The sequence below is a fragment of the Hymenobacter setariae genome, assembly GCF_007713685.1.
Classification (GTDB): domain Bacteria; phylum Bacteroidota; class Bacteroidia; order Cytophagales; family Hymenobacteraceae; genus Hymenobacter; species Hymenobacter setariae.
In genome coordinates this window covers 810102-824078 of record NZ_VMRJ01000001.1, presented here as the reverse complement: position 1 = coordinate 824078, position 13977 = coordinate 810102, and the positions used below count along the sequence as shown (strand labels likewise).

The window sequence follows — 13977 nt, the reverse complement described above, 5'->3', positions numbered from 1 at the left end:
TGACCAGCGTTTAATTTAACGCAAAACTGCGCGGCCGCGGCGGCGCCAACCTCCTGCACTCTCCTGCTTGCAGGCAAAAAAGATACGGCTCTTGACTTCTGGCTAGCGGCCTATTTTTCTCAGGAGAGCACAGGAGAGTTTGGCCCTAGGTGGCGCGCAGCTTTGCCGCTATCCTTCTCTGTTACCACATTCCCACCCAATTATGGCCGTTATCTGGGGCGTTATTTTGCACGCACTCGGGGGCTTCGCTTCCGGCAGTTTTTATTTGCCTTACAAGAAAGTTAAAGGCTGGTCGTGGGAAAGCTACTGGCTGGTAGGCGGCCTGGTATCGTGGCTGGCGGCCCCCTGGATACTGGGCTACCTCACCGTACCGCACCTGTTTGACGTGCTGCACCAGGCATCGAGTAGCACCATCTTTTGGGCATATTTCTGGGGCGTGCTCTGGGGCATGGGCGGGCTCACGTTTGGGCTGGCCATGCGCTACCTAGGGCTGAGCCTTGGCATGGCCGTGACGCTAGGGCTGTGCGCCGTGTTTGGCACGCTAGTGCCGCCCATTTACGAAGGTAAAATGGCCGAGCTGACTGGCTCCTCCTCTGGGCGATTTATCATGCTTGGGCTGGCCGTATGCGTGCTGGGCATCCTGATTTGTGGCCGTGCTGGCTTGTTAAAAGAGAAGACCTTAACGAAAGAGCAGAAGCAGGCCTCGATTGCAGAGTTTGACTTGCGCAAAGGGCTACTGGTAGCGGTGTTTTCGGGGGTAATGAGCGCCTGCATGTCGTTTGGGCTCACCGCTGGGCAACCGATTGCCGAGCTAGCCGCCAAAAACGGCACGAACCCGCTGTTCGTCAATAATGCCATTTTGGTCATTATTCTGCTCGGCGGCCTCACCACCAACGCTGCGTGGTGCATCTACCTCAACATCAAAAACAAGACGTACACCGACTACCTCAACCCCACGATGCCGGCGCTGCGAAACGTCATTTTCTGCGCGTTGGCGGGTACGACCTGGTATTTTCAGTTCTTCTTCTACGGTATGGGCGACAGCCAGATGGGCGAGTACCGCTTCTCGGGCTGGACGCTGCACATGGCCTTTATCATCGCCTTCAGCTCGATGTGGGGCCTGCTGCTGCACGAGTGGCGCGGGGCTAATAAGCTGACTATGCGCACGGTGCAATTGGGCATCTTGGCCGTAGTGCTCTCTACCGTAGTTGTAGGCTACGGCAACTACCTAGGCTCGGAAAAGCCAGCTACGGCTAAGGCCGAGCAGCCCACTGAGGTCGTGGTGGCTGAATGAGTCTAGGGTAACGTAAAGACCCCACCCCCAGCCCCTCCCCTCCGGGAGAGGGGAGCCTAACGGTCACGTTCGCAGTCGTCGGGCTCCCCTCTCCCGGAGGGGAGGGGCCGGGGGTGGGGTTACCGCGCTGGTAGTGATTTACTGAAAGCTATGTTTAAATTTCGCCTATTACTAGCGCTTGGCTTCTTATTAAGCCTCAGTGCTTTCCTGTCTAAGCCGGCACCTGTTCCCACGCTCTATATCATCGGTGACTCGACAGTGCGTAATACCACGCCCGGCTACCAGGGCTGGGGCACGGCGCTGCCCGCTTACTTCGATACCACGCGGGTGCATATTGTCAATAATGCGATGGCCGGGCGCAGCACGCGCACGTTCATTTCGGAAGGGCGCTGGGACAAGACCATTGCGGCCATTCGGCTCGGCGACTTTTTGATTATGCAGTTTGGGCACAACGAAGGCAGCGTGCCCGACACCACTAAGGCGGGCCGCCGCGGTGTGCTGCGCGGCACCGGCCCCGAAACCAAAAGCCTCGTGTGGCCCGACGGCCACCCCGAAACGGTGAATACCTACGGCTGGTACCTGCGCAAATTCATTCGGGAGGCTAAGGCCAAAGGCGCCACACCGATAGTCTGCTCCATGATTCCGCGCAATGAATGGAAGGACGGTAAAGTCGTGCGCGCCGACCAAGACTTTGGCAAGTGGGCCGCCGAGGTGGCCCAGCAGGAAGGCGTCGCCTTCATCAATCTCAACGACCGCACAGCCCGCAAGTACGAGAAGCTAGGCCCCGAAGAAACCAAGAAATTCTTCCCTACCGACCACACCCATACCAGCCCTGCTGGGGCGCAACTCAACGCCGAATCGGTGGCCGATGGCATTCGCGCCGATAAAAAGCTGGCGCTGCGCAAGTACTTGCGGCCGGCCAGCTAGCAGTGGCTTACATCAAAAGACAGCTTCCTCCCATCTGTCATGCTGACGCAGGAAGCATCTTATCGCGCGGCTCTGACTCAACAAGGTGCTTCCTGCTTCAGCAGGACGGAAGTCTTTGATGTAGATATAATGGGCCTTTTGCTATGAAAACCAGATTTTTGCTAAGCACAGCCTTGCTGAGCTGGGCAACCGGTGCGGCTGCCCAATCGGCTGGGCCGGCGTTTAAATTTGACTTTGGGCCCGGCCGGGCGGCCGCCGGCTACCAGCCGGTGCAGTCCACAGCCACTTACACCAAAGAAGCGGGTTACGGCTTCGACTTCGGCACTACCGCTACTGGCGTAGACCGCGGCGGCAAAGATGCCTTAAAGGCTGACTTCGTGACCAGTGCACAGCCGTTCTATTTCTCGGTAAACGTACCTGAAGGCAACTACAACGTGACCGTGACCCTAGGCGACCTCAAGGGCACGTCCTCTAATTTTATTAAGGCTGAATCGCGCCGGCTGCTGCTCGAAACCACGTCCACACGGCCGGGTCAGTTTGTGACCCAGACGTGGACTATCAACGTTAAAAACCGTCGCATTGCCGGTGGGGGCGAGGTCAGCCTAAAGCCGCGCGAATTGGCTAAGCTCGATTGGGACGATAAGCTGACGCTAGAGTTTGACGGAACGCCCAGCGCGCTAGTAGCGCTGGAAATAACGCCTGCCCCGGCCGCTACCACCGTTTTCCTGGCCGGCAACTCGACCGTGGTAAACCAGGACGACGAGCCCTGGGCCGCCTGGGGTCAGATGCTGCCACGCTTCTTTGGGCCCGGCGTGGCCGTAGCCAACCACGCCGAATCGGGCCTAAGCCTAGCCAGCTTCCTTGGTTCGCATCGGCTCGATAAAGTGCTCAGCGTCATGAAGCCCGGCGATTATCTCTTCATCGAGTTTGGGCACAACGACCAGAAAGAAAAAGGCCCGAACGACGGAGCTTTTTTAGCCTATACCGAGCGGCTTAAGCTGTATGTGGCGGAGGCGCGCAAGCGAGGCGGCATTCCGGTTTTGGTGACTTCCACCAGTCGGCGCTCGTTTGGGGCCGGGGGCAAGGTAGAAAACAGCCTAGGTGACTTTCCGGTCGCTGTGCGCCAAGTTGCCCAGCAGGAGAAGGTGCCGCTAATCGACCTTAACGCCATGACCACCAAGCTATACGAAGCAATGGGGGAGGAGGAGTCGAAAAAGGCCTTCGTGCACTACCCCGCCAATAGCTACCCTGCCCAGCCCGCACCGCTGGCCGACAACACGCACTTCAACCCCTACGGCGCCTACGAGGTGGCCCGCTGCGTGGTCGAAGGAATGAAGGCAGCTAAACTCGACCTAGTAAAATACCTGCACCCCGGCCTGCCGCCTTTCGACCCAGCCCAGCCCGATGCGCTAACCCAGTGGCGCTGGCCCGAAAGCCCCCGCAGCGCAGTGACCAAGCCGGATGGCAATTAATGTGTTTACCCCACCCCCGGCCCCTCCCCTCCGGGAGAGGGGAGCCTAACGTCAGGTCACGTTCGCAGTCGTCGGGCTCCCCTCTCCCGGAGGGGAGGGGCCGGGGGTGGGGTCTTCCCGTCTGGCTTACCGCCCTGCCTTCAATTGCATATAAGTCGGCTCGTCGCGGTCGCAGGTGAGCTGGCCGTTTTGGTAATGCAGCTCTACCACTTGAATGACGCTGCGCTTGGCCGCGATGCTGTTTGGGGGCGCAGGGTGAGCCGCGCCGCGGCCGGGGTGCGTGAAATAAAACAAGTAGGCCCGGTCGCCGCTCACCACCACGTCGGCGTGCCCGCCGATGGCTTGGTCGTCGGGTCCGCGGCCGGGGGCTTCGAGCAGGTGGGTGGGCTGGGCGGTCCAATGCAGGAGGTCAGTGGAATGATAGGCCCCTAAGCCCTTCCAGGGGTCGATGATAAGCCAGTACTGGCCCTGCCAGCGAAAGACCTTTGGGCCCTCGCCGCGGTCGGGTAGGGCCGGGCCGTGGTCGGTCCAGGTCCTGAGGTCGGGGCTGTCGGCGTAGTAGGTGCTCTTGTGGTCGCGCTCATTGTTGTACCACAGGCGCCAGGTGCCATTGGGCAAGCGGAACACACTGGCGTCGATGACTTTGTCGGTGGCAAGGGGCAAGGTGCTCACGTACTGCCAGTTTACTAGGTCGGGACTGGTGAGGTGCACGATGGTGCGCGGGTGATTCCAGTCGGTGAAAGTGCCCGGCACGTAGGTCAGAAACATGTGGTAGGTGCCTTTGTCCTCCACCACATCGGGTGCCCAGAAGGTGTAGCCCGGCTGGGGCCGGTAGTTGATGTTGGCCGTGTCGCGGTAGGTCCAGGTGGCACCGCCGTCGCCCGATTCGGCGATGCCAATGCGCGTGCCGTGCACCCACGTCACGCCCGCTGCGGTGGTGTCGGTGGCGCGGCGGTTAGTGTAGAACATCCACCATTTTTTGGCTTTCTTGTTCCAGATAAGCACCGGGTCGGCGGCGCCATCATACACCGGGTCGCGGTAGAGGGGCTTGGGTGCCAGCCGGCCCGCGGGGTGCTGCGCCCATGCGCTGGCCGAGCCCAGTAGCAGCCCTAGGAGAAGAAGCAGGTCGCTGCGCCTGCGTAAGAAAAGTAGCATCGCTCGCAAAGTAAGAGAGCTGCAAGTACTCGGCAAGGCGCTTGCTCACCGTCCTGTGCTGTAGGGCAGGGCACGCCCGAGCAGGAGGGTGCGGGAAGCCCCTAGGAGTGGCTGCGCCGTACTTGCCGCCGCAAGGACTTTCGACAAGTACTTTGCTTGCTGCTCTTTCTTTCCAAACCGCTCCCCGTCTGGCTCATGCCCACCCAGAAAACCCTTTCTCGCCGCTGGCCGCTCCTGGCCACGCTCTTGTTACTCAGCGGCTGGCTGCTGAGTATGGCGGCTCCCAAGCCCCGGCCCACGCTCTACCTCATCGGCGACTCGACGGTGAAAAACGGGCAAGGCCGGGGCGATGGCGGCCTCTGGGGCTGGGGCTACTATCTGCCCGTGGCCTTCGACACGGTGCGGCTGCGCGTGGAGAATGGTGCGCGCGGCGGCACTAGTACTCGCACTTTCCGTAGCCAGGGTTGGTGGGAAAAAGTGCGGCCTAAAATCCGGCCCGGCGACTACGTGATGATGCAATTTGGGCACAACGATAGCAGTCCGCTCACCGACTCGACGCGGGCGCGGGGCACCATCAAGAGCAACGGCGACGAAAGCCAGGAGGTGTATAATTACCTCACCAAGCAAAAGGAAGTGGTGCACAGCTACGGCTGGTACCTGCGCCAGTACATCAGCGAGGCCCAGCAGCTGGGCGCCACGGTCATCGTGTGCTCGCCTATTCCGCGCAACGAGTGGGCCGACGGCAAGGTCAAGCGCAACCGCGCCGATTACGGCCAGTGGGCCGCCGAGGCCGCCTGCCAGGGCCACGCCACCTTCATTGACCTCAACCAGCTTATCGCCGACCGCTACGACCAAGTGGGCGAGGCCACTGTGCGCAGCACATACTTCAACGCCACCGACCACACCCACACCATCGAGGCCGGCGCCCGCCTAAATGCCGAGCTGGTGGCCCAGGGCATTCGGCAGGCCAAGGGCCTGAGCCTGAAGAAGTACCTGAAAAAGGCAGCTAACTAGCACATAGCTTGCTGCCTAGCTAGTTAGCTGCCTTTGAGCAGCTGTAGTAATATCCTAGACCTAGGCCGCTCTAAAGACTATCCTAGGTCAAGGATAAACTGCCCAAACCTACCACGGGCACGTAGCCGGGGCCGGGAAATACTCTTCGCTGAAGTACTTGCCGGTAGGGCCATTCGGGCCCAGCAGCGCGTACTTCAGGATGCGCTGCCCGGCCTCCTCAACCGTGCTGGTGCCTTGGTGGCCCGTAAAGTCGGTTTGGGTGTAGCCCGGGCACACGGCATTCACCTTAAAAGGAGTACCGCGCAGCTCATAGGCCAGGTTGAGTGTGTACATATTCAGGGCGGTTTTCGACGCTTGGTACACCGGCACCCGGTAAGCAGAATTGGCGTTCTCGAAGTCCGCAAACAAGGTGAGGGAAGCCATTGCCGAGCTCACATTAACGATGCGTGGCTGCGGCGACTGCTCCAACAAATCCAGGAACGCCTGCGTGACGCCGGCTACCCCGAATACATTGGTGGCAAACACAGTTTGGTACTGCTCAAGGGTGGTCTCGCGAGCCGACTGAGCTAGGTCGCCCGAAATGCCGGCATTGTTGACCAGAACATCCAGCACCGGCGTTTTAGCCCCAATCGCCGCCCGGGCCGCCCGGATGGAATCTGGTTGCGTGACATCTAGCTGCACAGCTTCGAGGTTCGTGAGCCCCGCCGCTTGAAGCTTTGCCACGGCGGCTTGCCCGTTTTCGAGGTTGCGGCTGCCGATATACACAAAGAACCCGTGCTGGGCGAGTAGTTTGGCGACTTCCAGGCCGATGCCCTTATTCGCGCCGGTGACCAAAGCTGATTTCATCAGTGAAACTTGTTGAATGTGAGTAGGAAACTAACGGGCAGAACCATTCTGCCCGGTCAATTTGACTAGGATGAGGTGGCTAGTAAGGAGAGGGATAGGAGCGACCTAGGGCGATGCCTCGCCTGGGGCGAGCCCTAGGGTGGCCCGTGGGTCTAGGCCGCGGCTGGCTGGTGCCTCGGTTGCCCGGCCAGGGCGGTCGGCGGGTAGCCAAATTGCTTTTTGAAAGCGTAGGAGAAATGCGCTAGATTCTCGAAGCCTACCTCCAGGTACAGGTCCACGGGCTTGCGCCGCTTTTCCGCTAGCTGGTAGTGCGCCAGTGTCAGCCGGCGCTGTGTAAGCCAGCGCTGAGGGCTCAGCTGGAAGGCCTTTTTGAAGTCTCGCTTAAAGGTGGTGAGGCTGCGGCCGGTCAGGTAGCTGAAGGTTGCCAAGGGCATGTTAAACATGTAGTTGGCTTCCATAAACTCGACCAGGTTCAGCTTGCCTGGCTCCGAAAAATCGGCCAGCACTCCATCGCTGTGCGGGTCGAGGCTGCGCAGTATCTCGATTACCTCCGTTATTTTCACTGTGAGCAGGTTTTCCGGCAAGCGGTGCTCCAGCTCTAGGTAGGGGAGGAGGGAGGCAAAGACGCTCTGCAACAGCGGGTTTTTCGGGAATAGCAACGGGCCGCTGAGTGCTGGCTGGGCCGGCGCCGGGGTATGCTGCCGGTAGTAGGCCTGTACCAGGGCCTTAGGTAGCTTCATGAGCACAGCCTGGTAGGCACGGCCATCTTTGGGCTGCTTCAGCAGGGTGGCGGGTTGGTTGCGGGGCAGCAATACCGTATCGCCAGCGCCGCAATAGTGCGTGCGGTTGGCGTGCACCACTTTTAGCTCGCCAGCGAGCACGCTCACCAGCACGTTGTCAGCAAAGGTTTTCTCATCCCCGTAGCGTTGGTCGCCGCTACAGACTGCTACTAGGTCCGCGTAGCAGTTTTGCTCTTTGGCAGTCATGGGTGGTTGTGGATAGCTGTTTACTAGGTGGTTTGTAGCGATGAGCAGCGCTACTTGATAAGGCAAAGGTAGACACCCCTCAACCGGAGTACTTTGTTTAAAAGGCCGAAATTGCTTTGCTCAGCGGGCCACCTAGGTTAGTAGCTTCGCGCCGCCTACCCGCACAGTGCAGGAGAGTGGCGGGCGGGCGCCGGGCCAACTTGAGGGTGCTTTCAACCTGCCCCATGCCCACCCGCCGCACCTTCCTCTCTACCTTGGCCTTAGCGCCGCTGGCCCGCGCCTGGGCCGGTTTTGCCGCCGCCCCGCCGAGCGCCTACCCGCGCCGCGACTTTGCCAAAATCAGCCGGCACTTACGGCCGGTGGGGCGGGCGCTGGAGCTGCCTGGCTACTACGTGTGGTGCAGTTCGCCCATCTACGGGCCCGATGGGCGGGTGCACGTCTTTTTCTCGCGTTGGGATGCCAAGAAGGGCATGGGCGGCTGGCTCAATGGCTCTGAAATAGTGCGCGCCGTGGCCGACCGCCCCGAGGGGCCTTTCGCCGTGCAGGAGACCGTACTGGCACCTAGGGGCCCTGGCTACTGGGATGCCACCACTTGCCACAATCCTAGCATTCAGCTGGTTGATGGGCAGTATTGCCTCTTCTTCATGGGCAATTCCAACGGCAAAACCGACACCAAGCGCATCGGCCTGGCTACCGCGCCCACCCTCGAAGGCCCCTGGACGCGCCCCGACCAACCGCTGCTGCTACCCGGCCCCGCCGGCGCCTGGGACGACCACTGCACCACCAACCCTGCCTTTATCAAGCACCCCAATGGCCAGTACTGGCTCTACTATAAGTCGTGGAACACGGCCGAGTATGAGGCTGCTAAGGGCCAGGCCATCAGGGGTAACCGCAAGTACGGCCTGGCCGTGGCCGAGCACCTAGGCGGCCCCTACGTGAAGTACGCCGGCAACCCGGTTATCGACTTCTCGGGCCAGGGCCAAAACAAGCAGTTTGAAGACGCTTTTGTGTGGCGGCAGCATGATAAGTTTAACCTGCTGGCCCGCGACATGGGCGTGTATAGCCAGGACGTAGGACTCTACCTAGAGTCGGCCGATGGCAAAGCCTGGAGCTTTCCCAAAATCGCCTTTCTGCCCCTGGCCAATTACGGCGTGCAACAGCCGCCGGCCCCGAGCAACCTCAAGCGCTACGGCCGCTTGGAACGCCCCCAACTGCTGCTGCGCAATGGGCACCCCGAGTACTTATTCTGCGCTTCGCAGGGTGGGGCGGCGGGTACGGCTTCGGCGTTTGTGCTACGCTTTAGCTAGCGCAATTCCCTGGGTAGTTAGCAGGGTTTAAAAATAGCGATAGCCAGTACTCTACAGGAGAGTGTCTGAAAAACAAGCCGGTAATATTGGTCACCAAACAGTGAGTTTTTCATCACTCGCTTTCTCCTTCTGTCTTTATAAACCCCACCCTTTACTCATGATGAAACAATACGCTTGGCCCCGCCGCCGGCTACTGGCCTGCTGCCTGCCGGTGCTGCTCACGGGCGTGGCTCCGGTGGCTGCCCTGGCCCACGCCTCTCACCCCCGCGCTGTGGCCGACTGGCAGCTGACCGGCCGCGTGACGGATGCCAAGGGCGGCGGCCTGCCCGGTGTGACGGTGGTGCTGAAGGGCACCACCCGCGGCACCACTTCGGGCCCCGACGGCAGCTTCTCACTGAATGCCCCCGATAAAGCGGGTACGCTCATTTTTAGCTTTATTGGCTACACTACCCAAGAGCACAATTTCACCGGCCCGGGCGCTATCAACGTGAAGCTGAGCGAGGACACCAAAAGCCTCGACGACGTGGTAGTAGTGGGCTACGGCACCCAGAAGCGCGGCGACATTACGGGCGCCATTGCCACCTTCAACGCCGAAAAGCTCGAAGAGCGCCCCATCACGCGCGTCGACCAGGCGCTGGTGGGCCAGCTGGCGGGCGTGCAGGTGCAGCAAACCTCGGGCATTCCGGGCCGCGCCTTTTCGGTGCGGGTGCGGGGCGCGGGCTCCATCACGGCGGGCAGCGAGCCGCTGTACGTTATCGACGGCTTTCCGCTCGACCAAGCCGCGCCCAACGGTGGCGGCCGTTACTCGACCGGCAACCCGCTCGATAACATCAACCCCAATGACATTGAGAACATTGAGGTACTGAAAGATGCCGCCGCGGCCGCCATCTACGGCTCGCGGGCCGCCAATGGCGTGGTGCTCATCACTACCAAGCGCGGCAAGAACGGCAAGGCCCAAATCAGCGTCAATGCCTTTGCGGGTATTTCGCGGGCGGCCAAAAAACTGGACTTGCTGAGCGGCGACGAGTGGACGGCGCGCGCCACCGAAATCATCAATAACAACTGGGTAAAGTCGGGCGCCGGCCGCACGGCCAGCCAAACCACCGCGCAGCGCCGCCAGATTCTGGGCCTCACCGGCAACAACGTGAACCCTGACCTGATGCTGGACGACCGCTGGGCGCAGGAGGGCCACCCCGGCCTGCAGTACATCGACTGGCAAGACCAGCTGTACCGCACCGGCGGCACCCAGAACTACCAGGTGAGCGCCGCTGGCTCGACGCCTAATGTCAACTACTACGTGTCGGGCAACTATAACCGGCAGCAGGGTTTCGCCATCGGCACCGACTACAAGCGCTACTCGGCCCGTGCCAACGTGGAAGTGAAAGCCAACGACAAGTTCAAGTTTGGCCTGAACTTGACGCCGACGTACTCCATCTCCGTCGACCCCGGCATCGAGGGCAAGGACAATCGCTTTCACCAACTGCTGTCCGAAACGCCGGTGGTGGAAGACACCGCGGGCGTAAACACCGCCTATGGCAAAAATGAGGCCTACCGCTGGGGCGTGAGCACGGCCAGCCCCATTGCCGTTATTAAAGCGTATCAAGGCGATAGCCGCAATTTTCGGACCCTAGGTACCGCCTACGCCGAGTACCAGCCCATCAACGGCCTGCGCATCCGCTCGACGCTGAACCTCGACAACAGCGACGTGACCTCGAAGTCGTTTTCGCCGCCTACTCGCACCCTCACTACGTCGCTAGCGTCGGGCTCGTACAGTGCCTACCACCGCCGCACCTTCACCAACGAGAACACTGCCACCTATAGCAAGGTGGTGGGCAAGAGCGACTTCACGGTGCTGGTGGGCCAGTCGTACAACTTCTCGAAGCTCGAAAACGACGCCAGCTTGGCCTCGTCGGGCGGGTATATCAACAACTCCGTGACGACCCTGAACGGAGCTGCGGCCATCGTGGTGTCGTCGGCTAATACGGAGACGCAGAACGTGTTGCTCTCGTACTTCGGCCGCGTGCAATACGGCTTCGATGGCAAGTACCTGCTCTCGGCCAGCATCCGTCGCGATGGCTCGTCGCGCTTCGGCGCCGATAGCCGCTCGGGCATCTTCCCGGCCGTGTCGGCGGGCTGGCGCATCTCGCAAGAGAAGTTTATGGAGCCGATTAACAACACCCTCAGCGACCTGAAGCTGCGGGCCAGCCTCGGCTACTCGGGCAACAACAACATCGGTGACTACAGCAGCATTGCCACCCTAGGCTTCTACAACTACGTTTTCGGCGGCAACGCGGGCGCGCAAGCCACCGGCCAAGCCCCCAACCGCGCCGCCAATGAGCTGCTGAAATGGGAGCGCAACCGCACCGTAGACTTCGGGGTGGACTTTGGCTTGTTCCAGAACCGCATCACGGCCTCGGCCGACTACTACACCAAAACCAGCCAAGACCTGCTCCTGAACGTGCCAGTGCCCTCGGGCTCGGGCTACACTAACTACCTCACCAACATCGGCGAGGTGCAGAACAAGGGCTGGGAACTGGAAGTATCGTCGCGCAACCTACAAGGCGAGTTCTCCTGGAATACCTCGTTCAACCTGAGCCACAACCAGAACAAAGTAGTGCACCTAGGGCCCGGCGATGCCACCATCGAGGTGCCCAACGGCCTCGACACGCCCAGCAACATCTTGCAAGTGGGCCTGCCCGTGTACAGCTTCTTTGTGGTGAAGCAAACCGGCATTCTGACCCAAGCTGACGTCGATGGGGGGGTAGCCCGCTTCGGCGCCCAAACCGCCGGCGACCCCCGCTACGAAGACTACAACGGCGACGGTGTAATCGACAGCAAAGACCGCCAGGTGGTGGGCCAGCCCAACCCCAAATACACCTGGGGCATCACCAACACGCTGCGCTACAAAGGCTTCGACCTGAGCTTCTTGGTGCAGGGTCAGAACGGCGGCAAAATTTACTCAACCCTGGGCCGCGCCATCGACCGCACCAGCGTGGGCTATAAGGAGAACGCCCTAGGGCGCGTGCGCGACCGCTGGTTTTCGGCCGACAACCCCGGCGACGGCGTGAAGGGCAAAGCCACCGGCAGCTTCGGCTTCATCCGCAACACCGACTGGCTGTACTCGTCCGATTACTTCCGGGTGCGCACCATCACGCTGGGCTACGACCTAGGGCGCCTCATCAATAAGCGCGTCGCACAGGGCGCCCGCCTCTACGTGACGGCCGAAAACTTCTTTGGCCACGACAACTACTACGGCGGCCTGAACCCCGACGCCGTGAACACCAGCAACACCGGCAACTTCGTGTCGGGCTCCGACTACGGCGGGCTGCCGCTGGCTAAGTCGCTGGTGCTGGGCCTCAACCTCTCTTTCTAAGAATTCCCATGAAGCGCTTATTCTTACTCATTACGGCCGCGTGCAGCCTCGCACTGGGCGGCTGCGAAAAAGACCTCGACCAAGTTCCTATCTCCAACGGGTCGGTAGATACGTTTTACAAAACCGCTACCGACTTCGACCAGGCCATGACGGCCGTGTACAACACCCTACGCGGCTACCCCGACCGGGAAGTGATTTTGTCGGAGGCGCGCTCGGATAACATGTACGCTATCAGCGCTATTGGCTCGCGCGACTGGGACCCCATCAACAATTTCTCGGCCTCGCTGCTGGTCATCAACCCCTACGTGGCCGACGCGTGGACTTCGGACTACCTGACCATCTTCCGGGCCAATACCCTGCTCGACCAGCTGGCCACCAATGGTGCCGTCACTGGCTCGCTGCGTACCCGCTACGAGGGCGAGGCCAAGTTCTTGCGCGCTTTCATGTACCTCGACTTGGTGCGCAAGTTTGGCAAAGTGCCAGTGCTAGACAAGGCCCTAGGCCCGCAAGAAGTGGCCTCCACGCCCCGCAGCGAGGTAACGAAAGTGTACGAACTCATTATCAGTGACCTGCAAACGGCCGTTGCCAACCTGCCCACCACCTACACCGCGGCCAACCTAGGACGGCCCACCAAGTACGCCGCTGAAGGCCTGCTGGCGCTCACCTACCTCACGCGCTCGGGCCCCACCTATGGCATCAACGGCCCCGGCCTAGACAGCAAAGAGTACGACAAAGCCCTACCACTGCTCAATGACATCATCAACAGCGGGCGCTACTCGGTGCTGCCGAGCTACGCCAACGTGTTCGCGTACAACAATGAGAACAACGCCGAGGTGCTGTGGGACATTCAGTATATCTCGAATGCGTCGCTGGGCCTGGGTGGGTCGTTTCCCAACGTCGTGATTCCAGACTCCTACTACACGTTTAGCGGCCTGCCGTTCGGGGCCGGCTCGGTCGAGATTAAACCTTGCTCTAATGACTTGGTAAATACCTCCTACGCCACTACCGATACCCGCAAGACATTCAACATTCTAACGACGGGCTATACCCAGGCGGGTATCACCGAAATCCGGCCGTTTTACAAGAAGTATTTCAGTGCCACCGGCCGCGGCACGGGCCGGGGCGACTGGCCCATCAACTTCATCGTGATGCGCTACGCCGACATCTTGATGATGAAGGCCGAATGCCAGGTGCGCGGCGTAGGTGGCTCGGCCACCGATGCGGCTACCCTGCTTGCGCCCATCCGCACGCGCGCTGCCCAGCCCGCCCTCACTGGCCTCACGCTGGCTAGCCTCATGGAGGAGCGCCGCCGCGAGTTTGCCGGCGAAAACCTGCGCTGGAACGACCTCGTGCGCTCAGGTCTAGCCCTAGACGTGATGAACGCCTGGGCGCTTAAAGACGATGTGAGCGCCAAAATCACCCGCCCCATCACGGCCAACCTGCTGCTTTACCCCGTGCCCCAGAATGAGTTGAGCGCCGCCCCCGGCTTGTATGACCAAAACGCCGGCTACTAGGGGGGTATCTGGGAGTTTGAGAATTTGAAAAACGGTTAGGCTGAGCTTGTCCAGGTATCTCTGCCGCTTCTTGCAACGGGGCGATAAAG

Annotated in this window: 10 protein-coding genes; 7 read left to right on the top strand and 3 right to left on the bottom strand. The window is 60.8% G+C overall.

The features are described from left to right. Nucleotides 1-202 precede the first annotated feature (202 nt). The 3 genes from rhaT (at nucleotide 203) to FNT36_RS03515 (ending at nucleotide 3693) form a co-directional block, all read left to right on the top strand. Entirely contained in the window at nucleotides 203-1294 is a 1092-nt protein-coding gene (gene rhaT, locus FNT36_RS03525; protein ID WP_144844413.1) for an L-rhamnose/proton symporter RhaT, read from the top strand. A gap of 150 nt (nucleotides 1295-1444) precedes the next feature. Further along, on the top strand, nucleotides 1445-2221 hold the full coding sequence (locus FNT36_RS03520; protein WP_144844411.1) for a rhamnogalacturonan acetylesterase: 777 nt from the start codon (nucleotides 1445-1447) through the stop codon (nucleotides 2219-2221). A 143-nt stretch (nucleotides 2222-2364) separates the two neighbouring features. Next, nucleotides 2365-3693, top strand: coding sequence for a rhamnogalacturonan acetylesterase (locus FNT36_RS03515; RefSeq protein WP_144844409.1), 1329 nt, complete (start codon nucleotides 2365-2367; stop codon nucleotides 3691-3693). 126 nt (nucleotides 3694-3819) lie between these two features. On the opposite strand, the gene FNT36_RS03510 is transcribed toward FNT36_RS03515, so the two are convergent. Then, the gene (locus FNT36_RS03510; protein WP_144844407.1) at nucleotides 3820-4848 is read right to left on the bottom strand and encodes a glycoside hydrolase family protein; all 1029 of its coding nucleotides are present in this window, start codon (nucleotides 4846-4848) and stop codon (nucleotides 3820-3822) included. A 195-nt stretch (nucleotides 4849-5043) separates the two neighbouring features. On the opposite strand from FNT36_RS03510, the gene FNT36_RS03505 reads away from it, so the two are divergent. After that, on the top strand, nucleotides 5044-5862 hold the full coding sequence (locus tag FNT36_RS03505; protein WP_144844405.1) for a rhamnogalacturonan acetylesterase: 819 nt from the start codon (nucleotides 5044-5046) through the stop codon (nucleotides 5860-5862). Nucleotides 5863-5970: 108 nt separating this feature from the next. Here FNT36_RS03505 and FNT36_RS03500 read toward each other — a convergent pair whose 3' ends face one another. Both FNT36_RS03500 and FNT36_RS03495 read right to left on the bottom strand, forming a co-directional pair. Then, nucleotides 5971-6708 carry an SDR family oxidoreductase gene (locus tag FNT36_RS03500; protein ID WP_144844403.1) on the bottom strand — a complete coding sequence of 246 codons (738 nt, stop codon included), beginning with the start codon at nucleotides 6706-6708 and terminating at the stop codon, nucleotides 5971-5973. Nucleotides 6709-6860: 152 nt separating this feature from the next. Continuing rightward, the gene (locus FNT36_RS03495; RefSeq protein WP_144844401.1) at nucleotides 6861-7694 is read right to left on the bottom strand and encodes a helix-turn-helix domain-containing protein; all 834 of its coding nucleotides are present in this window, start codon (nucleotides 7692-7694) and stop codon (nucleotides 6861-6863) included. Nucleotides 7695-7918: 224 nt separating this feature from the next. On the opposite strand from FNT36_RS03495, the gene FNT36_RS03490 reads away from it, so the two are divergent. From FNT36_RS03490 to FNT36_RS03480, 3 genes are all read left to right on the top strand, one after another. Continuing rightward, complete coding sequence (locus FNT36_RS03490; protein WP_144844399.1) at nucleotides 7919-9001, top strand: glycoside hydrolase family protein; 1083 nt, start codon at nucleotides 7919-7921, stop codon at nucleotides 8999-9001. 157 nt (nucleotides 9002-9158) lie between these two features. After that, on the top strand, nucleotides 9159-12374 hold the full coding sequence (locus FNT36_RS03485) for a SusC/RagA family TonB-linked outer membrane protein (RefSeq protein ID WP_144844397.1): 3216 nt from the start codon (nucleotides 9159-9161) through the stop codon (nucleotides 12372-12374). A gap of 8 nt (nucleotides 12375-12382) precedes the next feature. Beyond that, entirely contained in the window at nucleotides 12383-13888 is a 1506-nt protein-coding gene (locus FNT36_RS03480) for a RagB/SusD family nutrient uptake outer membrane protein (RefSeq protein WP_144844394.1), read from the top strand. Nucleotides 13889-13977 lie beyond the last annotated feature (89 nt).

Bases quoted from the DNA above. Each gene is read 5' to 3' on its own strand.
- rhaT (WP_144844413.1), top strand. From the start codon at position 203: ATGGCCGTTATCTGGGGCGTTATTTTGCACGCACTCGGGGGCTTCGCT.
- FNT36_RS03520 (WP_144844411.1), top strand. From the start codon at position 1,445: ATGTTTAAATTTCGCCTATTACTAGCGCTTGGCTTCTTATTAAGCCTC.
- FNT36_RS03515 (WP_144844409.1), top strand. From the start codon at position 2,365: ATGAAAACCAGATTTTTGCTAAGCACAGCCTTGCTGAGCTGGGCAACC.
- FNT36_RS03510 (WP_144844407.1), bottom strand. From the start codon at position 4,848: ATGCTACTTTTCTTACGCAGGCGCAGCGACCTGCTTCTTCTCCTAGGG.
- FNT36_RS03505 (WP_144844405.1), top strand. From the start codon at position 5,044: ATGCCCACCCAGAAAACCCTTTCTCGCCGCTGGCCGCTCCTGGCCACG.
- FNT36_RS03500 (WP_144844403.1), bottom strand. From the start codon at position 6,708: ATGAAATCAGCTTTGGTCACCGGCGCGAATAAGGGCATCGGCCTGGAA.
- FNT36_RS03495 (WP_144844401.1), bottom strand. From the start codon at position 7,694: ATGACTGCCAAAGAGCAAAACTGCTACGCGGACCTAGTAGCAGTCTGT.
- FNT36_RS03490 (WP_144844399.1), top strand. From the start codon at position 7,919: ATGCCCACCCGCCGCACCTTCCTCTCTACCTTGGCCTTAGCGCCGCTG.
- FNT36_RS03485 (WP_144844397.1), top strand. From the start codon at position 9,159: ATGATGAAACAATACGCTTGGCCCCGCCGCCGGCTACTGGCCTGCTGC.
- FNT36_RS03480 (WP_144844394.1), top strand. From the start codon at position 12,383: ATGAAGCGCTTATTCTTACTCATTACGGCCGCGTGCAGCCTCGCACTG.